This window comes from Microbacterium sp. CCNWLW41 (assembly GCF_037083505.1).
In genome coordinates this window covers 37526-59364 of the sequence record NZ_JBAOJP010000015.1, presented here as the reverse complement: position 1 = coordinate 59364, position 21839 = coordinate 37526, and the positions used below count along the sequence as shown (strand labels likewise).

Genomic DNA, 21839 nt, shown 5'->3' with positions numbered 1-21839 from the left:
GCGCGACGTGTCAGGCGGAGGCCGGCCGGGCGCGGCCGACGATGCCCGCGCGCTGCAGCAGCAGGTACAGCTGGCACCCCAGGCAGAGGCCGAAGACCGCGTTGAGGAAGGCCGCGACGAAAGCTGCGGCGGCCGCGATGGTGAGGCCCCAGGGCACGCCGAGCAGGTGCAGCGCGAGTCCGATGACGGCGACGAGGAGACCGACGCCCTGCGCGAAGCGCGGCGGGCGCGGGTCCTCGAGCTCGGTCGGGGCGCCGAGGCGGGGCGCGACGAGCGCGCGGTACAGCGCGCCCCACGGCGCCGTGCGCGGCGAGGCCACTCCCCAGGCGAACAGCACGGCGATCGCGAGGAGGAGGAGGAAGGCAGGGTCCAGGAACCGCTCGCCGGGCGTCGCCGAGGCGATCGCCCAGCCGTCGGCGGTGCGCGCGGTGGACAGGCCCGTCAGCCCGAGGAACACGTCGACGAGGAGCAGCACGGCGGTGATGCCTGCCACGAACCGCGGTCCGCGCGGATCGATGCCGCGCGGGGTCGCGGCATCCGCTCTCTCAGACACTCGCACCCTCCGCACTCAGCCGGTTCAGCTCGAGCTCGAGCACATCGCGCCCCGGGGTGCCGCCGAAGCGGGTCCGCACCACCCCGTTGCGGTCCAGCACGAGGGTGGTGGGGGTCTGCAGGACGTGGAAGTGCTTGGCGATGTCGGGGCGATGCGTGAGGTCGACGTCGAGGTGCAGCACACCCTCGTGATCGTCGGCGATGGCCGCGAGCGTGCGGTGCACCCCGGGGCAGCGGGCGCACATCTCGGTGCTGAACTGCAGCAGCGTGGCGACTTCGCCCAGCCCCTCGGCCCCGAGCCGGTGGGGCTCGACGACTTCGTGGGCCACGTTGCGGCGAGCGTGCGACTGGCGCCAGTTCAGGTACGCGCCGAGCGCGATCGTCGCCGCGAGGAGCACGGCGAGTGCGATGAGGGCGCCGACGAGGGTCACAGCAGACCAGGCTAACCCCTTTCCGCCGCCGAGGACGCGCCGATCGCTCAGATGACGCGACGCGGCGTGACGCGAAGCGCTGCGCGGCTGCCGGGCCGGACGTGCTGGCGGCGGGTATCGTGGCAGCCGTGACGACGCCGATCCCGACTCCGTACGAAGACCTCCTGCGCGACGTGCTCGAGAACGGCACCCACAAGGACGACCGCACCGGCACCGGGACGACGAGCGCCTTCGGCCGTCAGATCCGCTTCGACCTGTCGCAGGGGTTCCCCCTCGTCACCACGAAGCGGGTTCACTTCAAGTCGGTCGCCTACGAGCTGCTGTGGTTCCTCCGCGGTGAGTCGAACGTCGCCTGGCTGCAGGAGAACGGCGTCACGATCTGGGACGAGTGGGCCGATGCCGACGGGGAGCTCGGTCCCGTCTACGGGGTGCAGTGGCGCTCGTGGCCGACGCCGTCGGGCGAGCACATCGACCAGATCGCGCTCGTGCTCGACCAGCTCCGCGCGAATCCCGACTCGCGGCGGCTCATCGTCTCGGCGTGGAACCCCGCCGACATCCCCGACATGGCCCTCGCGCCGTGCCACGCGATGTTCCAGTTCTACGTCGCCGACGGCCGGCTGTCGTGCCAGCTGTACCAGCGCAGCGCCGACCTCTTCCTCGGCGTCCCGTTCAACATCGCCTCCTACGCGCTGCTGACCCTCATGGTGGCGCAGCAGGCGGGCCTCGAGCCGGGCGACTTCGTGTGGACCGGCGGCGACTGCCACATCTACGACAACCACCTCGAGCAGGTGCGCGAGCAGCTGACCCGCGACCCCTACCCGTACCCGACGCTGCGCCTCGCGCGCACACCCGGCTCGATCTTCGACTACCGGTACGAGGATTTCGTGCTCGAGCACTACCAGCACCACCCCGCGATCCGCGGCGCGGTCGCGGTATGACCGCCGCTGACCCGCGTCGCCCGATCGGCCTGATCTGGGCCGAGGCCCGCGACCGCGTGATCGGCGCGCAGGGGGGCATGCCGTGGCACGTCCCCGAGGATCTCGCCCATTTCAAGGCGGCGACGCTCGGCGCGCCGGTGGTGATGGGCAGGCGCACGTGGGAGTCGTTCCCCGCCCGCTTCCGGCCGCTGCCCGGGCGGCGCAACATCGTGGTCACGCGCCGGGACGACTGGGCGGAGGCCGGCGCCGAACCCGCCGGGTCGCTCGAGGCCGCGCTCGCGCTGGCGGCGGAGGGCGACCCCGACCGGATCTGGGTGATCGGCGGCGGGGAGCTGTTCCGCGAGGCGATCGGGCAGGCGGATCTCCTGGAGGTCACCGAGTTCGACCTGCAGGTGCCCGGCGACACCACCGCGCCCGAGCGCGAGGGGTGGATCCCGTCGAGGATCGATCCGCCGGAGGGCTGGCACACGTCGAGCTCCGGCATCCGCTATCGGTTCCTGACGCTCGTGCGGGCGCAGTAGAGCGGCGGGACGAGGCGACGTGGCGAAGACCGCTCTCATCACCGGCGCGAGCTCGGGCCTCGGCGCCGAGTACGCCCGCCAGCTCGCCGCCAAGGGCGCCGACCTCGTGCTCGTGGCGCGCGACCGCTCCGCGCTCGAGGCCCTCGCGTCCCGCCTGCGCGCCGTGTACGGCGTGGAGGTCGAGGTGCTGGCCGCGGACCTGCTGAAGCCCCGGCAGCGGGACCGCGTGATCGAGCGGGTGGCCGACGAAGCCCGCCCGATCGAGATCCTGGTCAACAACGCGGGGTTCGGGCTGCCGCTGGCGTTCGAGAGCAACGACATCGCCGACGAGGTCAGCCACCTGCGCCTGCACGTCGACGTGCCCATGCGCCTCACCCACGCGGCGCTCGGTGGAATGCTGGCGCGCGGCCGGGGCCGCATCCTCAACGTGGCGTCGGTCGCGGCGTTCATCCCGCGCTCGACCTACGGCGCGTGCAAGGGGTGGCTGGTCAGCTTCAGCCGCTGGGCGAACGGTCGCTACGGACCGCGCGGAGTGACCGTGACCGCCGTCTGCCCCGGCTGGACGCACACGAGCTTCCACGAGCGCCTCGGCCTCCCGCCGGGACAGGAGGGCGTGCCGGACGCCCTCTGGCTGGACGCGCGGGACGTCGTGGCGGCGTCCCTGCGCGACGCCGCGCGCGGCGTGCCCGTCTCCATCCCGTCCCTGCGGTACAAGCTGCTGGTGTGGGGTGCCCGATTCGCCCCGCCGGCGCTCGCCGCCCGCATCGCCGAGCGCGGGCGCTGAGCGCGCGCGAGCCACACGGGCCTGCTCCGGCGGCACGCGGAGTCGCGGCATCCGGATAACCTGAGAACATGACGCATCCGGGCAATCCCTTCGGACAGGTGCTCGTCGCCCTCGTCACCCCCATGACGGCCGACGGCGAGGTCGACTGGCCCGCTGTCGAGAAGCACATCGACGACGTCATCACCGCGGGCGCCGACGGCATCGTCGTGACCGGCACCACGGGTGAGACGTCGACCCTCACCGATGCGGAGAAGATCCGCCTGGTCGAGGTCGGCAAGGATGTCGCGGCCGGGCGGGCGAAGATCATCACCGGCGGCGGATCCAACGAGACCGCGCACGCTATCGAGCTGTACAAGGCCAGCGAGAAGGTCGGCGCCGACGGCATCATGATCGTCACGCCGTACTACAACAAGCCCACGCAGGCGGGCATCCTGACGCACTTCCGCCTCGTCGCCGACGCCACCGATCTGCCGGTGATCCTCTACGACATCCCCGGGCGCACCGGCGTGCCGATCCGCTACGAGACGATCCTGCGCCTCGCCAAGCATCCGAACATCCTCGCCATCAAGGACGCCAAGGGCGACTTCAGCGAGGTGAGCCGCGTGCTCAACCAGACCGACCTGATGTACTTCTCCGGCGACGACGCCAATGTGCTGCCGCACCTGGCGATCGGCGCGACGGGCCTCATCGGCGTCACCGCGAACATCGCGGCCCAGCCGTACCGCGTGATCGTCGACGCCGTCAACCGGGGCGACCTGAAGGCGGCGACCGCGGCCCACAAGCAGCTGGAGCCGCTCGTGCGCGCCGTGATGACCCACGTGCCCGGCACGGTGTCGGCGAAGTACATCCTGCACGGCCTGGGCCGAATCGGCAGCCCGCGCGTGCGCCTGCCGCTGGTGGGCCCCGAGGAGTGGGAGGCCGCCAAGATCGAGGACGAGCTCGCCCTGGTGACCGACGTCCCGGGTGCCGACTTCTCGAACTTCCGTCCCGACCGCAACGCGGCCGCCGGCGGTGCGCTGCCGAAGGTCTCGGGCACGACCAGATGACGAAGTGGCGTCGCCGATCGGGCGACGGCACGATGATGAACGGATGCCACGGCATCCGGAGGAGGCTTCACAATGCCCACCACCCCGTACGATCCCCCCGAGCTGGAAGCGGGCACGCTCCGCGTCGTGCCGCTCGGCGGCCTCGGCGAGGTCGGCCGCAACATGACCGTCTTCGAGTACGGCGGCAAGCTCCTCGTCGTCGACTGCGGCGTGCTCTTCCCCGAGGAGCACCAGCCCGGCGTCGACCTGATCCTGCCGGACTTCGAACCGATCAAGGGACGCCTCGACGACATCGTCGGCGTCGTGCTCACCCACGGCCACGAAGACCACATCGGCGCGGTGCCGTACCTGCTCAAGCTCAAGAGCGACATCCCGATCGTCGGCTCCGGCCTGACGCTCGCGCTCACCGAGGCCAAGCTCAAGGAGCACCGCATCCGGCCGCACAGCCTCACGGTGACCGAGGGGCAGCGAGAGAACCTCGGGCCCTTCGAGCTTGAGTTCATCGCCGTGAACCACTCGATCCCCGACGCGCTGGCCGTCGCCATCCGCACGCCGGCCGGCACGGTGCTCGCGACCGGCGACTTCAAGATGGACCAGCTCCCGCTCGACGGGCGCCTCACCGATCTGCGCGCTTTCGCGCGGCTGGGGGAGGAGGGCGTGGACCTCTTCCTCGTCGACTCCACGAACGCGGACGTCCCCGGCTTCACGCCGCTGGAGCGCTCGATCGGCCCGGTGCTCGACCAGGTCATCGGCAAGGCGCCGCGGCGGGTGATCGTCGCCAGCTTCTCCAGCCACGTCCACCGCGTGCAGCAGGTGCTCGACGCCGCGGCCGCCCACGGTCGCAGGGTGGCTCTCCTCGGCCGCAGCATGCTGCGCAACATGACCATCGCGGAGGACCTGGGCTACCTCCACGTGCCCGAGGGCGTGCTGATCGACTACAAGAAGGCGCGCGACCTCCCCGACGACAAGATCGTCTACATGTCCACCGGCTCGCAGGGCGAGCCCATGGCCGTCCTGAGCCGCATGGCGAACCTCGACCACGCGATCGAGCCCGGCGCCGGCGACACGGTGATCCTGGCGTCGAGCCTCATCCCCGGCAACGAGAACGCCGTGTACCGCGTCATCGACGGGCTCACCAAGCTCGGCGCCAACGTCGTGCACAAGGGCAACGCCAAGGTCCACGTCTCCGGACATGCCGCCGCCGGCGAGCTGCTGTACTGCTACAACATCCTCAAGCCCCGCAACGTCCTGCCGGTGCACGGCGAGTACCGCCACCTCATGGCGAACGCCCGCCTCGCCCAGGACACCGGGATCGCGCCCGAGCGCACGCTCCTCGCGGAGAACGGCACCGTCATCGACCTCAAGGACGGCGACGCGCACATGGTCGGCCAGCTCGACCTCGGGTTCGTGTACGTGGACGGCTCGACCGTCGGCGAGATCACGGATGCCGACCTCAAGGACCGCCGGATCCTCGGCGAGGAGGGCTTCATCTCGGTGATCGTCGTGGTCGACGCCGCGACGGGCAAGGTGATCTCGGGTCCCGAGATCCACGCGCGCGGCTTCGCGGAGGACGACCGCGTCTTCGAGGACGTCAAGCCGAAGATCGCCGCGGCGCTCACCGAGGCCGCCAAGTCGGGCGTGCGCGACCCGCACGCGCTGTCGCAGGTGGTGCGCCGCACGATCGGGCGCTGGGTGAACCAGTCGCTGCGACGCCGGCCCATGATCGTCCCGCTCGTGATAGAGGCATAGCGGGATCACCGCCGGGCGGAGAATCGAAGCGTAGCCCGCACGTAACACGGATGGCCGTACCATCGGCCTCGTGGGTACCTCGTTCCGGATCCGTCCCGCTGTGCCGGCGGACGGCTCGTTCCTCGGCGACATGGTCGTCGAGGCGGCGAACTGGCGGCAGGGCGGCGCACGGCCGCGGCACGAGGTGATCGGCGGGGAGGAGCACGGGCGGTACGTCGCCGGCTGGATGCGGCCTGGCGACGCGGGCTTCGTCGCCGAGGCCGCGACGGGAGAGCCGATCGGCGCCGCCTGGTACCGGATGCTTCCGCGCAGCGATCCCGGGTTCGCCTACGTCGGCACGGGCGTCCCCGAGCTGATCATCGGCGTGAAGCCGATCTGGCGCGCCCACGGCGTCGGCCGGGCCCTGCTGCAGCGGCTGTGCGAGCACGCCCGCTCCGAGGGGTTCGCGCGCATCAGCCTCAGCGTCGAGCGCGACAACTTCGCCTCGACGCTGTACCGCAGCGAGGGGTTCGCGGTGACACAGCGGGGGACGGGCCGCGACACCATGGTGAAGCGCCTGCGCTGAGACGTCCGCCGTCGTCGCGACTCGTGGCCCCGGGCGGCGTGGTTGCCCCGATTTGTCGGAGTCCCCGCCTACCGTGGAGAGATGGCCAGGAGCACAAGCCCGACCAAGGGGTCGCGTGCGTCTTCGAGCGCGTCCGCGAACGCGCGATCCGGTGCGCCGTCGACGCCGCGCAAGCCCGCCGCGGCCAAGCCCGCGCCGGCGCCCAAGCGCTACGTCGGGGACGCGGACCGGCCGCCGGTGATCGTGCGCGCCTGGATGGGGCTCGCGCACGGGACCGGCGGACTGTTCCGGGCGTTCGGCCCGGAGTCGCTCGAGAAGGAGCAGCGCCGCGACGGCTTCCCGTTCCTGCTCGTGCTGCTGGCGATCGCCGGCGCCGTGAACGAGTGGTGCTTCATCGGCAGCGAGGTCGCGAAGACCATCAGCGCCTACACCGTCGGCGGCCTCATCGGCCGTGAGGCCTTCGTGCTGCCGGTGCTCCTGCTGCTGCTCGCGGGCTGGATGTTCCGGCATCCGTCATCCGTGCACGACAACGGGCGCGTCGGCATCGGCTTCGGCCTGCTGATCCTCACGATCGCCGGCTTCTGCCACGTCGCCGGCGGCCGCCCGCAGCCGAACGAGGGGCTTCCCGCGCTGAGCGAGGCGGGCGGGCTCTTCGGCTGGATGGTGGGCGAGCCGCTCGCGCTGGTGCTCACCGACGTCGGCGCCTACATCGTGCTGTCCCTCCTGGCGGTGCTGAGCGTGCTGATCATCACCAAGACGCCGCCCAACCGCATCGGTCGGCGGCTCGGCGAGCTGTACCTGTGGATGTTCGGCGCCGAGCCCCGAGAGGACAAGACGACGGATGCCGCCGGCGACGACTCCGACGACGACGGCGACCCCTCCCTCCCGTGGTGGCGCCGCAACAAGACGGGTCGCGAGACCGACCCCGAGGACGGGCTCGGCTCGGACGCCCTCACCGAGCTCCTGCCGCCGGGGTCCTCGCAGGGCGGCTTCGAGCAGGCGATCGCACCGACGGTGACCCCGCCCCCGGCGGCCGTCACCGACGACCTCACGGAGGTCATCGACCCGGCGGTGCTGTCGGCGGCCAAGGCTGCCACCTCATCGCGCACGTCGCTGCGCGACGACGCCGAGATGATCGAGGACGACGGCACGCTGCCCGGCCTGGACGGCATCGGGTCGTCCACCGCGGTCGACTCGCCCTCGGCGCCGTACCGCCTGCCGTCGGTCAACTCGCTCGCGGCCGGATCGCCGCACGTCGCCCGGTCGCAGGCGAACGACGACACGGTGCGCGCCATCACGAGCGTGCTCGACCAGTTCGGGCTGGATGCGCGCGTGACGGGATTCTCGCGCGGCCCGACCGTCACCCAGTACGAGATCGAGCTCGGCCCGGGCGTCAAGGTCGAGCGCATCACCGCCCTGACGAACAACATCGCCTACGCCGTGGCCTCGAACGAGGTGCGCATCCTCGCGCCCATCCCCGGCAAGAGCGCCATCGGGGTCGAGATCCCCAACACCGACCGCGAGATCGTGACCCTCGGCGACGTGCTCCGCTCGACGGCGGCGACGAATCAGACGCATCCGATGACGATCGGCGTCGGCAAGGACGTCGGCGGCGGCTACGTCGTGGCGAACCTGGCCAAGATGCCGCACCTGCTGGTGGCCGGCTCCACCGGCTCGGGCAAGTCGAGCTTCGTGAACTCGATGATCACGAGCCTGCTCATGCGCGCCAAGCCCGCCGACGTGCGGATGGTGCTCATCGACCCCAAGCGCGTGGAGCTCACCTCCTACGCCGGCGTGCCGCACCTCATCACGCCGATCATCACGAACCCGAAGAAGGCGGCCGAGGCGCTGCAGTGGGTCGTGAAGGAGATGGACATGAGGTACGACGACCTCGCGTCCTTCGGCTTCCGGCACATCGACGACTTCAACAAGGCCGTCGTCGCGGGCGAGATCACGCTCCCGCCCGGCAGCGAGCGCGTCCTGAAGCCCTACCCGTACCTCCTCGTGGTGGTCGACGAGCTCGCCGACCTCATGATGGTCGCCCCGCGCGACGTCGAGGACTCGATCGTGCGCATCACGCAGCTCGCCCGGGCGAGCGGCATCCACCTCGTCCTGGCGACGCAGCGGCCCTCGGTCGACGTCGTGACCGGACTCATCAAGGCCAACGTGCCGTCGCGCCTGGCGTTCGCGGTCACGAGCGTCACCGATTCGCGCGTCATCCTCGACCAGCCCGGCGCCGACCGCCTGATCGGCCAGGGCGACGGGCTGTTCCTGCCGATGGGGGCCTCCAAGGCCCTGCGGGTGCAGGGCGCGTGGGTCAGCGAGAGCGAGATCGAGGCCGTCGTCAAGCACGTTACGGCGCAGGCGCGCCCCGAGTACCGCTCCGATGTGCAGGCCGCCGCCGAGAAGAAGGAGATCGACGCCGACATCGGCGACGACCTCGAGCTGCTCCTCGCCGCCGCCGAACTCGTGGTCTCGAGCCAGTTCGGGTCGACGTCGATGCTGCAGCGCAAGCTGCGGGTCGGCTTCGCGAAGGCCGGCCGTCTCATGGACCTCCTCGAGTCCCGCGAGATCGTCGGCCCCTCCGAGGGCTCCAAGGCCCGTGACGTGCTGGTGACCGTCGAGCAGCTGCCGACCGTTCTGGCCCGTCTGCGCGGCCAGGACGTGCCCGACGAGGCCGCCGCGGCACCCCCGGTCGCCGAGGACCCCTACGGCTCGGATGCCGTCGGCGCGCAGTACGACGGCTACCCGGTCGTCGACGGCGACGAGGGCTCCGAGGACGCCTGGGGCCTCACCGGACGCGACTGAAGCCTTCAGCCCCGTCACGGGGCGGGCGCGTGCGCCGATAGGCTCGGGCCATGGCGATCCCGCGGCAGCTCCCCAACGCGATCACGATCGTGCGCATCCTCTGTGCGCCGGTGTTCCTGTGGATGCTGCTCGCCGACGGCGGCGCCGACGGTGCGCTGCGCTGGTGGGCGGCGGTGCTGTTCATCGTGGCAATCGCGACCGACGGGATCGACGGCTATCTCGCGCGGGCGAACGACATCGTCACCGACCTCGGCAAGCTGCTGGATCCGATCGCGGACAAGGTGCTGACGGGCTTCGCCTTCATCGGGCTGTCGATCCTCGGGGAGCTTCCTTGGTGGATCACGATCGTCGTCCTCGTCCGCGAGGTCGGGATCACCGTGTACCGCTTCGCGGTGGTCAGCGACCACGTCCTGGCGGCGGCGTGGATGGGCAAGCTCAAGACGCTGGCGCAGGGCGTCGCGCTGTCGCTGGCGCTCCTGCCCCTGTGGACGCTCGTCGGCGAGTGGATCTACTGGGTCAACGGCGTCACGATGGCGATCGCGGTGATCCTCACGATCGCCAGCGGCATCGACTACGTCGTCAGCGAGGCGCGCGCCGCCCGCGCGAAGCGGGGGAGGAAGTGAGCGGCTCGACGCCCGACGGCGAAACGGCGCCGTCTGCGCCCGACCCGGCTGTCGCCGTGCTGCGCGCGCTGGATGCGCGCGGGTGGTCTGTCGCCGCGGCGGAGTCGCTCACCGGCGGGCGTCTGACCGCGGCCCTCGTGGACGTCCCCGGCGCCTCCGCGCATCTGCGTGGGGGCATCGTGGCGTACTCCACGGATCTGAAGACGAGCGCGCTCGGCGTCGAGGCGGACCTGCTGGCCGCCCGTGGCGCCGTCGACCCCGCGGTCGCGGAGCAGATGGCGCAAGGCGTGCGGCATGTGCTCCGCGCGGACGTCGGCCTGGCCACCACGGGGGTCGCCGGGCCGGATCCGCAGGACGGTCAGCCTGTCGGCACCGTCTTCGTCGCGGTGTCCACGCCCGAGACGACCGTCGTCACGTCGCTGACGCTGTCGGGCACGCGGGACGAGATCCGCTCCCGCGCGGTGATCGGGGCGCTCCAGCTGGCGCTCACGCTGCTGTGACGCGCCCCGCGATCGTCGACTCGGGAACAGACCGTGTTTCGTCTCGGTTACATTCGGTGATTCCCACCCGATGCTCAGCGCACGGGTCTAAATTGGCATCAGCTGGTGCTGTACTGTTGTCCACCCGGACAACGCGGAATCCGAAGTGAGGAGGGGGCCAAAATGATCCTGGTACGTCAAGAGATCGGCGAAGTGCTTCGTGATTTCCGCCAGCAGAAGGGGCGCACCCTCCGTCAGGTCGCGAGTCGCGCGAGCGTCGCGCTGGGCTACCTCAGCGAGGTGGAGCGCGGCCAGAAGGAGGCCTCGAGCGAGATCCTCGCGTCGGTGGCCGAGGCGCTCGACGTCCCCATCTCGACGATCATGCGCGAGGTCGGCGACCGCATCTCGGTGCTCGAGGGACTGCAGACCTTCCCCGATGTCGTGCCCGACGACCTGGTCGCGGCGGTCGACGCGGAGCTGTCGCTGCGCTGATCCGCGCCTCCCGTACGAAGTGTCGAAACCAGCGAGCACGCATGCGCCGGAGTGAGTTCCATCGCGCCGTCTCGGACGAGTTCGGCGCCCGGGCGAACGCGGTGGTGACCGACCTGGTCCTGTCGGGCGTCGGCGGCCGCACGGCCACGGATGCCATCGCCGCCGGTGTCGATCCCCGCGAGGTCTGGCTCGCGCTGTGCGAGGAGCTGGACGTGCCCGCCGAGAGGCGGTACGGCGTCGGACGCCTCGAGCCGCGCCGCTGACCTGCCGCGACCGCGCGGCATCGTCCATCGCCGTCCGCCGCGGCGTGTCTGCTCGAATCTTCGTTCGATACCGGCGTAGGCTCCTGCACAGCGGGTGTCGAGAACGTGTTTTGCACGGATCCGGGAGGAGCGAGGGCCGATGTCGGAGCCCCTCCCTAACGTGAACACCGTCGAACGACACCTCACGCCTTGTCGCAGCATCCGTCCCGCCGGGTCGGAGCGCGACAGCCTACAGGCGACGGAACGCGAGCATAGAGGAGCACGTCATGCCATCACCCGTTGACCGCGAGAAGGCCCTGGAATCGGCCCTCGCCCAGATCGACCGGCAGTTCGGGAAGGGCTCGGTGATGCGCCTCGGCAGCGACGAGCGCGCGCCCGTCGAGGTCGTGCCCACCGGCTCGATCGCCCTGGACGTCGCCCTCGGCATCGGCGGGCTTCCGCGCGGCCGCATCATCGAGATCTACGGACCGGAGTCGTCGGGTAAGACGACGCTGACCCTGCATGCCATCGCCAACGTGCAGCGCGCCGGCGGAATCGCCGCGTTCGTCGATGCGGAGCACGCGCTCGACCCCGACTACGCGCAGAAGCTGGGCGTCGACATCGACCAGCTGCTCGTGTCGCAGCCCGACACCGGCGAGCAGGCGCTCGAGATCGCCGACATGCTGGTGCGCTCGGGGGCCATCGACCTCGTCGTCATCGACTCGGTCGCAGCCCTCGTGCCCAAGGCCGAGATCGAGGGCGAGATGGGCGACTCGCACGTCGGCCTGCAGGCGCGACTCATGTCGCAGGCGCTCCGCAAGCTCACCGGCGGGCTCAACCAGACCAACACCACGATGATCTTCATCAACCAGCTGCGCGAGAAGATCGGCGTGTTCTTCGGCTCGCCCGAAACGACCGCCGGTGGCAAGGCGCTGAAGTTCTACGCATCGGTGCGCCTCGACATCCGTCGCATCGAGACGCTCAAGGACGGCACCGAGGCGGTGGGCAACCGCACGCGCGTCAAGGTCGTCAAGAACAAGATGGCGCCGCCGTTCAAGCAGGCCGAGTTCGACATCCTCTACGGCGTCGGCATCTCCCGCGAGGGCAGCCTCATCGATTTCGGGGTGGAGCACGGCATCGTCAAGAAGTCGGGTGCCTGGTACACCTACGACGGCGAGCAGCTGGGGCAGGGCAAGGAGAACGCCCGCAACTTCCTCATCAAGAACGAGGACGTCGCCGCCGAGATCGAGTCGAAGATCAAGACGAAGCTCGGCATCGGCGTGCCCAAGGGTGGCGCTGAGGGCTCGGTCGGCGACGAGCTGGCGGCGCGCCGCCCGGCGTGATGGTCCGCTTCGTCGACAGCGGGGACGAGTCCGACGTCGGGACCGACGACGGACTCGCCCCCGTGATCCCGCTCTTCGGCGACCGGGCTCCCGGCTCCTATCCCAAGACCGCGGCGCAGGTGCAGCAGACGCTGGACCGCCTGCCCGGGGCGCGCACGCCGTCACGCCCCGCCGAGGAGGGCGCGACCGTGGGCGATCGTGGCGGCGCCCCCGCCGATGCCGGTGCGCCGACCGCTGACCCCGCCGGTGCGTCGACCGCTGACCCCGCCGGTGCGCGGACTGCTGACCCCGCCGGTGCGCGGACTGCTGACTCCGCCGGTGCCGCCGACGCTGCTGCCGCCGCCGAGGCCGCCGAGCAGGGCCTGGTGAAGAAGCTCCGGTCGCGGCAGCTTTCCGTCTCGGAGGCGAGGACCCACCTCGTCCGGCTCGATGTCGACGCCGACGCCGCCGATGGCATCATCGACGCCTTCATCGCGCGCGGCTACCTCGACGACGCGAGGCTCGCGGAGCAGATCGTGCACGCCGGCGTCGACCGCAAAGGCCAGGGCCGGCAGGTCATCGCGCAGAGCCTCGTCAAGCGCGGCGTGCCACGCGACGTGGTGGACGCCGCCCTCGCCGAGCTCCCCGACGACGACGCGGAGCGGGCCCTGGTGTTCGCGCGAAGCAAGGCGGGGTCGATGCGCGGTCTGGATCGCGACGTCGCACTCCGCCGTCTGGCCGGACAGCTGGCTCGCCGCGGCTACGGCGGCTCGGTCGCGCTGGGCGCCGCGCGGACGGCGCTCGACGAGACGACGCAGTCCTCCGGGCGGGTCCGGTTCGAGGAGCGCTGACGACGCCGAACCGTCCGCGCCCCGCCGTCCGCTCACCGGCACGGCTCGTAGAATGGCGTGATCATGTCTTCGCCCTCCGCAACCCCGACTCTCATCGCGCCGTCCGCGGCTGCGCACGACGTCGACGGCCGCGCCCGCACCTACGAGGTGCGCACCTTCGGCTGCCAGATGAACGTGCACGACTCCGAGCGCCTCTCCGGCTCCCTCGAGAGCGCGGGCTACGTCCGCGCCGAGGCGGGCGAGGACGCCGACGTCGTCGTGATCAACACGTGCGCGGTGCGCGACAACGCCGCCGGCAAGCTGTACGGCACGCTCGGCCACCTCAAGTCCCGCAAGGACAAGCACGAGGGCATGCAGATCGCCGTCGGCGGCTGCCTCGCGCAGATGGACAAGGACGTCGTCCAGCAGAAGGCGCCGTGGGTCGACGTCGTGTTCGGCACGCACAACATGGGCTCGCTCCCCAGCCTGCTCGAGCGCGCCCGCCACAACGGCGAGGCCGAGCTCGAGATCCTCGAGGCGCTCGAGATCTTCCCGTCGACCCTCCCGACCAAGCGCGACAGCGTCTACAGCGGCTGGGTGTCGATCTCGGTCGGCTGCAACAACACCTGCACGTTCTGCATCGTGCCCAGCCTGCGCGGCAAGGAGAAGGACCGCCGGCCCGGCGACATCCTGAGCGAGATCCGCCTGCTCGTCGACGACGGCGCCATGGAGGTCACCCTCCTGGGGCAGAACGTCAACTCGTACGGCGTCGAGTTCGGTGACCGCCAGGCATTCGGCAAGCTCCTGCGCGCCGCCGGCGAGATCCCGGGCCTCGAGCGGATCCGCTTCACGAGCCCGCACCCGGCGGCCTTCACCGACGACGTCATCGACGCGATGGCAGAGACCGCTGCCGTGATGCCGCAGCTGCACATGCCGCTGCAGTCCGGCAGCGACCGCATCCTCAAGGCGATGCGCAGGTCCTACCGCAGCGACCGGTTCCTCGGCATCCTCGACCGCGTCCGTGCCAAGATGCCCGACGCCGCGATCTCCACCGACATCATCGTCGGCTTCCCCGGCGAGACCGACGAAGACTTCGAAGACACGATGCGCGTCGTCGAGCAGGCCCGGTTCGCCAGCGCGTTCACCTTCCAGTACTCCATCCGCGAGGGCACGCCGGCGGCGACCATGCCCGACCAGGTGCCCAAGGAGGTCGTGCAGCAGCGCTACGAGCGCCTCATCGCGCTTCAGGAGCGGATCTCGCTCGAAGAGAACCAGAAGCAGGTCGGCCGCGAGGTCCAGGTGCTCGTCTCGACCGGCGAGGGCAAGAAGGACGCCGAGACCCACCGCCTGACCGGACGCGCCGAAGACAACCGGCTCGTGCACTTCGAGGTGCCCGCGGGGTCCGAGACGCCCCGCCCCGGCGACGTCGTGTCCGTCGTCGTGACGCACGCCGCGCCGTTCCACCTCCTCGCCGACGCGCCGGGCGGCGCGCCGCTGCGCATCCGCCGCACGCGGTCCGGCGATGCGTGGGACCGGGCGCAGGCCGAGTCGTGCGGCATCCCGGCACCGGCGGGCGACGCCGGAGCACCGCGGGCGGTGTCCCTCGGCCTGCCGACGCTGCGCATCGGCGTCTGACACGACGTGGTGACCTCCGAGGCGGGGGAGCGCCCGACTGCGACGCCGCGCCCGGCCGCGGCGCCGCGCCTGTGGGCCGTCGTCGGCGCGACCGGGACCGGTAAGACCGCGCTCTCGCTCGACCTGGCCGACGCGCTCGCGGAGCGTGGCCGCCCCGCCGAGATCGTCAACGCCGACGCGATGCAGCTGTACCGGGGCATGGACATCGGGACCGCCAAGCTGCCTGAGACGCAGCGGCGCGGCATCCGTCATCATCTCTTCGACGTGCTGGAGGTCACCCAGGAAGCGGCGGTGGCGTGGTACCAGGAGGCGGCGCGCGAGGTGATCGCCGACATCCACCGGCGGGGCGCGGACGCCGTGCTCGTCGGCGGATCGGGGCTGTACGTGTCGAGCGTGCTGTTCGACTTCCGGTTCCCGCCGCGCGACACCGACGTCCGCGCACGACTGGAGTCGGAGCTCGACGCCCACGGACCGGGCGCCCTGTTCGCCCGCCTGCGCACGCTCGACCCGGCGACCGCCGAGCGGATCGACCCCCGCAACGGACGCCGCATCGTGCGCGCGCTCGAAGTGCTCGAGCTCGGCGAGCGCACCCACGGGGCCGCGCTTCCCGAGGCGCCCACGCTGTGGCCCGACCGAACGCGGATCGTCGGCGTCGCGGTGCCCCGCGACGAGCTCGTGCGGCGACTGGACCTGCGCGTCGAGGCGATGTGGCGCGACGGCATCGTCGACGAGGTGGCGCGGCTGCGCACGCAGGGACTCGATCGAGGAGTCACCGCCCGGCGCGCCATCGGCTACGTGCAGGCCCTCGCCCAGCTGGCGGGCGAGATGACCCAGGCGGAGGCGATCGCCGAGACGCAGGCGCTCACCCGGCGGTACGCCCGCCGGCAGGTGTCGTGGTTCAAGCGCTACGAGGGCGTCCTCTGGGCCGAACCGTCGACGGATGCCTCGTCCCTGGCAGACTCGATGCCATGACGATCGCCATCCGCCCCTTCGACGTCGCCGACACGGAGGACGTCGTGTCGCTCTGGCAGGCCACCGGGCTGACGAGGCCCTGGAACAACCCGTACCAGGACATCAGCCGCAAGCTCTCGGTGCAGCCGGAGCTGTTCCTGGTCGCTGTCGACGAGCGCGCTGTGGTGGGGTCGGTGATGGCCGGCTACGACGGGCACCGGGGGTGGCTGTACTACCTCGCGAGCGCGCCCGAGCGTCGCGGCGAGGGGATCGGCAGGCGACTGGTCGGCGAGGCCGAGGATCGGCTGCTGGCGATGGGGTGCCCGAAGGTGCAGCTCATGGTGCGGCCCGAGAACGGCGTGGCGCGCGGGTTCTACGACTCCCTCGACTACGAGCCGTTCGAGATCTGGGCGACGGGCAAGCGCCTCATCGCCGACTGAGGCGGCGGTCGCGCATCGTCGCGACCCTAGACTGGGACGATGCCGCAGACGATCGCGTTCACCAAGGGCCACGGCACCGGCAACGACTTCGTGATCGTCCCCGACCCCGACGGCGCGCTCGATCTCACCGACGACCAGGTCGCCGTGCTGTGCGACCGCCGGTTCGGCATCGGCGGCGACGGCATCCTTCGGGTCGTGCGCGCGAACGCGATCGCCGAGGGCGCCCAGGCAGCCGCCTCCGGCGCCGAGTGGTTCATGGACTACCGCAACGCGGACGGCTCCAAAGCGGAGATGTGCGGCAACGGGGTGCGCGTGTTCGTGCGCTACCTCGTGGACGTGGGCTGGGCCGACGTGGAGGACGCACCGCTCGCGGTGGGCACGCGGGCGGGTGTCAAGACGGTCACTCGCAGCGACGGCACGCTCGGCGAACGCGGCTACGAGGTGGATCTGGGCCCGTGGCGCGTGGAAGACGCCGAGGTGCTCGTCCGCACGCGCGGGGGCGGCGCGCCGCGCCCGGGCATCGGGATCGACGTCGGCAACCCCCACGTGGTCGTCGCGCTGCCCGACGAGACGGAGCTGGAAGGCCTCGACCTGGCCGCACAGCCCCTCCTGCAGCCCGAGCCGCCGCACGGGGCCAACGTCGAGTTCGTCGTGCCGAGCGATCCGCTCGTGCGGGAGGGCGTCGGCTCCATCCGGATGCGGGTCTTCGAGCGCGGCGTCGGCGAGACCCTCAGCTGCGGCACCGGCGTCGCGGCCGCGGCGCTCGCGGTGCGTCACTGGGCGGGGCCGGCTGCGCCCGATCGCTGGATCGTCGACGTCCCCGGCGGGACGCTGGGGGTGCGGATGCCGGAGGTCGACGGCGAGCGCCATGTGCTGCTGTCCGGGCCGGCGACCCTCGTCTACTCCGGCGAGGTCACGCTCGCCTGAACTGCCTCCGCCGACGGCGGGACGCGGCGGGACGCGGGGGGACGGCCCTGGCGCGTTGTCAGAGCTCCGGGATCCGGATGGGCTCGCTCGGGGGAGACCCGTGCCGGCGGATCTTCAGGACGCGGAACCCGCGCGCCGTCGCCGCGCGATGCACGCTGAACCTCCGGTCGAGCGTCGCGGCGAGCCACCGCTGGAGCGAGTCCGAGCCGAGGTTGCGCTGCACGACGAGCCAGGCATCCGCTCTCTCGTCCAGCCGCGGGATCCATCGCTCGAGCAGACCGTGCAGCTCGTGCTTGCCGACGCGGATCGGCGGGTTCGACCGGATCGTGCGGAACATCACGTCATCGGGAACATCGTCGGGCAGGACGGCGTTGACGTTCTCGAGGCCGAGATCGGCCGCGTTGCGGCGCACCAGATCCAGTGCCCGCTCGTTCACGTCGACGGCCCACACCGTCGCACGAGGGGAGTCCATGGCGAGGCTGAGCGCGATCGGGCCCCACCCGCAGCCGAGGTCGAGGAAGTGCCCGCCCGCGGGCGGCGGGGGCGTGTTCGACAGCAGCACCGCGGTGCCGGAGTCCACGTGGTCGGGGCTGAAGACGCCTCCGGCCGTCGTGACCTCCAGGTCGCGTCCGGCGAGCCGGACGCGGACACGGCGCAGATTCTCGGGGCTGGCGGGCGTCGCACTGAAGTAGTGGTCGCTCCCCATGGGTGACGAGCCTAGCGGAGGTGCTGCCCGAGCTGGGAGCGCATCGGACGACCGCCATTCCCTGTCCAGGCCCACCTCGGAGGACTAGAATTCACGGATGCCGCGAACCGGCCGATGAGCGTCGGAAAACGGCATCCCATCCACAACGAAGGAACACATGACGGATACGACAACCCCCCAGAGCACCGACGAGACGCCGGTCGACCCGGTGGATCGCGTGCTGGCGCGCGCCGAGGCGCGCTCGGGGGTGCACGTCTTCGGAGCCGCGCAGGCGCTCCAGGACGAGGCCACCATCGGGCTGGGCGACAGCGACGGCGAGCAGTGGGACCGTGAGGAGCGCGCGGCGCTGCGGCGCGTCCCCGGCCTGTCGACCGAGCTCGAGGACGTCACCGAGGTCGAGTACCGGCAGCTGCGGCTCGAGAACGTCGTGCTGGTGGGCGTCCACCCGCAGGGTGAGACGGAGGACGCGGAGAACTCGCTGCGCGAGCTGGCAGCCCTCGCCGAGACCGCGGGCGCCGTCGTCCTCGACGGCGTGCTCCAGCGACGCCCCCACCCCGACCCCGCGACGTACGTCGGCCGGGGCAAGGCCGAGGAGCTGCGCGACATCGTGGCGGCCGTCGGCGCCGACACGGTGATCGCCGACACCGAGCTCGCACCCAGCCAGCGGCGTGCGCTCGAGGACGTCGTCAAGGTCAAGGTCATCGACCGCACGACCGTGATCCTCGACATCTTCAGCCAGCACGCGAAGAGCCGCGAGGGCAAGGCCCAGGTCGAGCTCGCCCAGCTCGAGTACCTCCTGCCGCGACTGCGCGGCTGGGGTGATTCGATGAGCCGTCAGGCCGGTGGGCAGGTCGGCGCGGGCGGGGCGGGCATGGGCTCGCGCGGCCCCGGTGAGACGAAGATCGAGCTCGATCGCCGGCGCATCCGCACCCGCATGGCGCAGCTTCGCCGGCAGATCCGCGACTTCGCGCCCGCACGCGACGCCAAGCGCGCCGAGCGCAAGCGGCACACCGTGCCGTCGGTCGCCATCGCCGGATACACCAACGCCGGCAAGTCGAGCCTGCTGAACCGGCTGACCAGCGCCGGCGTCCTCGTCGAGAACGCCCTGTTCGCGACCCTGGACGCCACCGTGCGCCGGGCCGAGGCGGCCGACGGCCGGGTCTACACGCTCACCGACACGGTCGGGTTCGTCCGGAACCTCCCGCACCAGCTCGTCGAGGCGTTCCGCTCGACGCTGGAAGAGGTCGGCCAGGCCGATGTCATCCTGCACGTTGTCGACGGGTCGCACCCCGACCCCGCCGCTCAGCTGGCGACGGTGCGCGATGTGATCGGCGACGTCGGTGCGCGCGACATCCCCGAGATCGTCGTGTTCAATAAGGCCGATCTCGTGGACGCCGACACGCGCCTCGTGCTGCGCGGACTCGAGCCCCAGGCGCTCTTCGCCTCCTCCCGCACGGGGGAGGGCGTCGACGAGCTGCGCGCCGCGATCGAAGCGGCGCTCCCGCTCCCGGCCGTCGAGGTGCACGCGCTCGTGCCGTACGACCGGGGCGACCTGGTGTCGGCGATCCACGAGCAGGGGATGATCCTGTCCCAGGCGCACGAGGAGGGCGGCACGGCCGTGCACGCCCGCGTCGGCGAGCATCTCGCCGCCCGCCTCGCCCCGTTCTCGGTCTGAGACGCAACCTCCGCCCGAGACGCCTCCCACGGCCCCGCACGCTGTCCGGTGCGGGGCCGTCGCGCGTCTCAGTCGAGGGGGAGGGGCGGGATGCCGGGAGTCTCGAACGCGAACACCTGCCCGAGGAACGCCACCTCGGCCTCGAGGGTGCGCACCAGCGTCTCGGCGCCGCGGAACCCGTGACCCTCGCCCTCGAACGCGAGGTACGCGTGCGCGACGCCGTTGGCGGCGAGCGCGTCGCGCACCGCCTCCGACTGCGACGGAGGGACCACGCGGTCCTCCAGGCCCTGCTCGATGAGCAGCGGCGTCCGCAGCCGGTCGAGGTGCGACAGCGGCGATCGCTGGACGTACAGGTGCTCCGCGCCGGGGAGCGGCCCCACCATGCCGTCGAGGTAGCTCGCCTCGAAGTCGTGCGTGTCCTCCGCGAGGCGCCGGAGGTCGGCCACCCCGTAGCGGCTGATGCCGGCGCCGAAGACGTCGGAGCCCGTCAGCGCGCAGAGCACCGTCCACCCGCCGGCCGAGCCGCCGGCGATCGCCAGCCGCTCCGGGTCGGCCGCGCCGGCCGCGGCGTGACCTCGCGCGGCGGCGACCACATCGTCGACGTCCACGACGCCCCACTGCCCGAGCAGGCGCTCGCGGTACGCGCGGCCATAGCCGGTGGAGCCGCCGTAGTTCACGTCCAGCACGCCGATTCCGCGGCTGGTGAGGTACGCGATCTTCCCGGATGCCGCGCCGCCGACGTGGTCGGTCGGCCCGCCGTGCACGAAGACGACGTAGGGCGGCCGCTCGTCCTGCGGACCGCGGGCCTCGGGATTGCGGGGCGGGTAGTCGAACGCGTGCACCGGGCCGTGCGGCCCGGGGAAGGTGACGGCGCGGGAGCGCGGCATCCACTCGTCACCCCAGGGTGATTCCCCTCCGACGATCAGCCGCCGGGCGTCGGGGCTGTCGACGTCGAGCTCCCACAGTCCCGCTCCGCGCGAGCCGGCGCCCGACAGCAGGAGGCGTGTGCCACGGACGTCCTCGATCGACAGGCGGGTGACGGCGTCGGCGGGAAGGTCGTGCGCAGCGCCGTCCGTGCCGATCAGCACGAGTGCATCCGCCCCGTTCGTGCGGACGGCGACGATGCGGCCGTCCTCCAGCGCCGCGAACCAGCGGGTGCCGAGCACCCACAGCGGGCCGCCGGTATCGGCGTCGGCCTCGGCGACCGGCTCGTGCGGGAGGTCAGCGGTCAGGCGCATCCGCCACACGTTCCAGCGGCCCGACGGGTCGTCGGCGAACAGGAGGGCGTCGTCGGCGGTCCACACCGGCTGCAGCGGCGAGGAGTCGCCGCCGGCGACGGTCGTCCACTCCGCCACGGCGCCGTCCTCGATCCGGCCGATGCGCAGCTCGGCGCGGTCCCACGCCATGTGCGGATGGTCCCACGCGATCCACGCCAGGTGCCGCCCATCGGGCGAGAGGGCGGGGTGGGCCACGAAGTCGCTGTCGCTCGCGAGCGACACGATGCGGGCGGCATCCCTCGCACCCGATCCGTCCAGCGGGATCTCGACGATGTCGCGCAGCGGCGGGCGGCCTTCGCGGTGCGCCTCGCGCACCGCGAGCAGGCGTCCGCGCTGCAGGCTCAGGCCGCCGTAGCGCACGTCGCCCGCGTCGGGGGTGAGCGGCTGCGGCTCGGACCCCGGCCGCAGACGGCGGACGCGCTGGTCGGCCTTCTCGACGAAGTAGAGCACGCCCTGGTCGTCGGCGGTCCACGAGCCGCCGCCGTACTCGTGCACGCGCGACCGGGCGCTCCACGGCGCGGGGAGGACGTCCTCGACCGACCCGGACGAGGTGCGCCGCCGCACCGCCGACCGGCCGGCTTCCTCCGGGACCGACTCGCCCCACCACACCTGGGGCGCACTGCCGCCGCCGACGAACCGCGCCCCCTCGATGCGCGGCGATGCGGCGGACACCGCCGCGGCGGAGATCGGAGAGGGCCAGCTGCCGTAGGGGAGTGCGCGGGTGGTTGTCACGACACCACGGTACGACGAAGGCCGCCACCGCTCGACCGAAACAGTAGGTCACAGGACGGTGCACGCCGCCCGCCTCCGCTACCGTGGACGCATCGTCGCCCGGTCGTCCTCACG

General features: G+C 71.9%; 22 protein-coding genes. 18 read left to right on the top strand and 4 right to left on the bottom strand.

Annotated elements, in window-relative coordinates; genetic code table 11:
• Window positions 1-10: 10 nt before the first annotated feature.
• On the bottom strand, window positions 11-553 hold the full coding sequence (locus tag V6R91_RS34310) for a DUF4395 domain-containing protein (protein WP_336399042.1): 543 nt from the start codon (window positions 551-553) through the stop codon (window positions 11-13).
• Complete coding sequence (locus V6R91_RS34305; RefSeq protein WP_336399041.1) at window positions 546-983, bottom strand: TlpA family protein disulfide reductase; 438 nt, start codon at window positions 981-983, stop codon at window positions 546-548. The genes V6R91_RS34310 and V6R91_RS34305 overlap by 8 nt, the downstream gene beginning before the upstream one ends.
• Window positions 984-1111: 128 nt before the next feature.
• Here V6R91_RS34305 and V6R91_RS34300 point away from each other — a divergent pair, with 128 nt between their 5' ends.
• The 17 genes from V6R91_RS34300 to dapF all read left to right on the top strand — a co-directional run bounded on the left by V6R91_RS34300 (window position 1112) and on the right by dapF (window position 17335).
• The gene (locus tag V6R91_RS34300) at window positions 1112-1921 is read left to right on the top strand and encodes a thymidylate synthase (RefSeq protein ID WP_336399040.1); all 810 of its coding nucleotides are present in this window, start codon (window positions 1112-1114) and stop codon (window positions 1919-1921) included.
• A complete protein-coding gene (locus V6R91_RS34295; RefSeq protein ID WP_336399039.1) occupies window positions 1918-2442 on the top strand; it encodes a dihydrofolate reductase in 525 nt (174 codons plus the stop codon). Before V6R91_RS34300 ends, V6R91_RS34295 begins: the two co-directional genes overlap by 4 nt.
• 19 nt (window positions 2443-2461) lie before the next feature.
• The gene (locus V6R91_RS34290; protein ID WP_336399038.1) at window positions 2462-3226 is read left to right on the top strand and encodes an SDR family NAD(P)-dependent oxidoreductase; all 765 of its coding nucleotides are present in this window, start codon (window positions 2462-2464) and stop codon (window positions 3224-3226) included.
• 68 nt (window positions 3227-3294) lie between these two features.
• Window positions 3295-4272 (top strand): 4-hydroxy-tetrahydrodipicolinate synthase, encoded by a 978-nt coding sequence (gene dapA, locus V6R91_RS34285; RefSeq protein WP_336399037.1) that lies wholly within the window; start codon window positions 3295-3297, stop codon window positions 4270-4272.
• 72 nt (window positions 4273-4344) lie between these two features.
• Window positions 4345-6021, top strand: a complete 1677-nt coding sequence (locus V6R91_RS34280) for a ribonuclease J (protein ID WP_336399036.1) — start codon at window positions 4345-4347, stop codon at window positions 6019-6021.
• 70 nt (window positions 6022-6091) lie between these two features.
• Complete coding sequence (locus tag V6R91_RS34275) at window positions 6092-6586, top strand: GNAT family N-acetyltransferase (RefSeq protein WP_336399035.1); 495 nt, start codon at window positions 6092-6094, stop codon at window positions 6584-6586.
• A gap of 81 nt (window positions 6587-6667) precedes the next feature.
• A complete protein-coding gene (locus V6R91_RS34270; RefSeq protein ID WP_336399034.1) occupies window positions 6668-9394 on the top strand; it encodes a DNA translocase FtsK in 2727 nt (908 codons plus the stop codon).
• A 50-nt stretch (window positions 9395-9444) separates the two neighbouring features.
• On the top strand, window positions 9445-10017 hold the full coding sequence (pgsA, locus tag V6R91_RS34265) for a CDP-diacylglycerol--glycerol-3-phosphate 3-phosphatidyltransferase (protein WP_336399033.1): 573 nt from the start codon (window positions 9445-9447) through the stop codon (window positions 10015-10017).
• On the top strand, window positions 10014-10517 hold the full coding sequence (locus V6R91_RS34260) for a CinA family protein (RefSeq protein ID WP_336399032.1): 504 nt from the start codon (window positions 10014-10016) through the stop codon (window positions 10515-10517). Before pgsA ends, V6R91_RS34260 begins: the two co-directional genes overlap by 4 nt.
• A gap of 162 nt (window positions 10518-10679) precedes the next feature.
• Window positions 10680-10988: a helix-turn-helix domain-containing protein gene (locus V6R91_RS34255; protein ID WP_191763071.1), complete on the top strand. Its 309-nt coding sequence runs from the start codon at window positions 10680-10682 to the stop codon at window positions 10986-10988.
• A 41-nt stretch (window positions 10989-11029) separates the two neighbouring features.
• The gene (locus V6R91_RS34250; RefSeq protein ID WP_336399031.1) at window positions 11030-11251 is read left to right on the top strand and encodes a DUF3046 domain-containing protein; all 222 of its coding nucleotides are present in this window, start codon (window positions 11030-11032) and stop codon (window positions 11249-11251) included.
• A gap of 266 nt (window positions 11252-11517) precedes the next feature.
• Window positions 11518-12573, top strand: a complete 1056-nt coding sequence (recA, locus tag V6R91_RS34245) for a recombinase RecA (protein WP_336399030.1) — start codon at window positions 11518-11520, stop codon at window positions 12571-12573.
• On the top strand, window positions 12573-13403 hold the full coding sequence (locus tag V6R91_RS34240) for a regulatory protein RecX (protein ID WP_336399029.1): 831 nt from the start codon (window positions 12573-12575) through the stop codon (window positions 13401-13403). Before recA ends, V6R91_RS34240 begins: the two co-directional genes overlap by 1 nt.
• Window positions 13404-13466: 63 nt before the next feature.
• A complete protein-coding gene (gene miaB, locus V6R91_RS34235; protein ID WP_336399028.1) occupies window positions 13467-15017 on the top strand; it encodes a tRNA (N6-isopentenyl adenosine(37)-C2)-methylthiotransferase MiaB in 1551 nt (516 codons plus the stop codon).
• A 9-nt stretch (window positions 15018-15026) separates the two neighbouring features.
• Window positions 15027-15989: a tRNA (adenosine(37)-N6)-dimethylallyltransferase MiaA gene (miaA, locus tag V6R91_RS34230; RefSeq protein WP_336399101.1), complete on the top strand. Its 963-nt coding sequence runs from the start codon at window positions 15027-15029 to the stop codon at window positions 15987-15989.
• A complete protein-coding gene (locus tag V6R91_RS34225; RefSeq protein ID WP_336399027.1) occupies window positions 15986-16408 on the top strand; it encodes a GNAT family acetyltransferase in 423 nt (140 codons plus the stop codon). Before miaA ends, V6R91_RS34225 begins: the two co-directional genes overlap by 4 nt.
• A 39-nt stretch (window positions 16409-16447) precedes the next feature.
• The gene (gene dapF / locus V6R91_RS34220; protein WP_336399026.1) at window positions 16448-17335 is read left to right on the top strand and encodes a diaminopimelate epimerase; all 888 of its coding nucleotides are present in this window, start codon (window positions 16448-16450) and stop codon (window positions 17333-17335) included.
• A gap of 58 nt (window positions 17336-17393) precedes the next feature.
• Here the strand turns inward: dapF and V6R91_RS34215 are convergent, their stop codons facing one another.
• Window positions 17394-18041 (bottom strand): class I SAM-dependent methyltransferase, encoded by a 648-nt coding sequence (locus V6R91_RS34215; RefSeq protein ID WP_336399025.1) that lies wholly within the window; start codon window positions 18039-18041, stop codon window positions 17394-17396.
• Window positions 18042-18198: 157 nt separating this feature from the next.
• Here V6R91_RS34215 and hflX point away from each other — a divergent pair, with 157 nt between their 5' ends.
• Window positions 18199-19716: a GTPase HflX gene (gene hflX / locus V6R91_RS34210; RefSeq protein ID WP_336399024.1), complete on the top strand. Its 1518-nt coding sequence runs from the start codon at window positions 18199-18201 to the stop codon at window positions 19714-19716.
• Window positions 19717-19784: 68 nt separating this feature from the next.
• On the opposite strand, the gene V6R91_RS34205 is transcribed toward hflX, so the two are convergent.
• Window positions 19785-21725: a S9 family peptidase gene (locus V6R91_RS34205; RefSeq protein WP_336399023.1), complete on the bottom strand. Its 1941-nt coding sequence runs from the start codon at window positions 21723-21725 to the stop codon at window positions 19785-19787.
• Window positions 21726-21839: the final 114 nt, after the last annotated feature.

Bases quoted from the DNA above. Each gene is read 5' to 3' on its own strand.
- V6R91_RS34225 (WP_336399027.1), top strand. From the start codon at position 15,986: ATGACGATCGCCATCCGCCCCTTCGACGTCGCCGACACGGAGGACGTC.
- dapA (WP_336399037.1), top strand. From the start codon at position 3,295: ATGACGCATCCGGGCAATCCCTTCGGACAGGTGCTCGTCGCCCTCGTC.
- pgsA (WP_336399033.1), top strand. From the start codon at position 9,445: ATGGCGATCCCGCGGCAGCTCCCCAACGCGATCACGATCGTGCGCATC.
- V6R91_RS34240 (WP_336399029.1), top strand. From the start codon at position 12,573: ATGGTCCGCTTCGTCGACAGCGGGGACGAGTCCGACGTCGGGACCGAC.
- dapF (WP_336399026.1), top strand. From the start codon at position 16,448: ATGCCGCAGACGATCGCGTTCACCAAGGGCCACGGCACCGGCAACGAC.
- miaB (WP_336399028.1), top strand. From the start codon at position 13,467: ATGTCTTCGCCCTCCGCAACCCCGACTCTCATCGCGCCGTCCGCGGCT.
- V6R91_RS34280 (WP_336399036.1), top strand. From the start codon at position 4,345: ATGCCCACCACCCCGTACGATCCCCCCGAGCTGGAAGCGGGCACGCTC.
- V6R91_RS34255 (WP_191763071.1), top strand. From the start codon at position 10,680: ATGATCCTGGTACGTCAAGAGATCGGCGAAGTGCTTCGTGATTTCCGC.
- V6R91_RS34295 (WP_336399039.1), top strand. From the start codon at position 1,918: ATGACCGCCGCTGACCCGCGTCGCCCGATCGGCCTGATCTGGGCCGAG.
- hflX (WP_336399024.1), top strand. From the start codon at position 18,199: ATGACGGATACGACAACCCCCCAGAGCACCGACGAGACGCCGGTCGAC.
- recA (WP_336399030.1), top strand. From the start codon at position 11,518: ATGCCATCACCCGTTGACCGCGAGAAGGCCCTGGAATCGGCCCTCGCC.
- V6R91_RS34215 (WP_336399025.1), bottom strand. From the start codon at position 18,041: ATGGGGAGCGACCACTACTTCAGTGCGACGCCCGCCAGCCCCGAGAAT.
- V6R91_RS34250 (WP_336399031.1), top strand. From the start codon at position 11,030: ATGCGCCGGAGTGAGTTCCATCGCGCCGTCTCGGACGAGTTCGGCGCC.
- V6R91_RS34270 (WP_336399034.1), top strand. From the start codon at position 6,668: ATGGCCAGGAGCACAAGCCCGACCAAGGGGTCGCGTGCGTCTTCGAGC.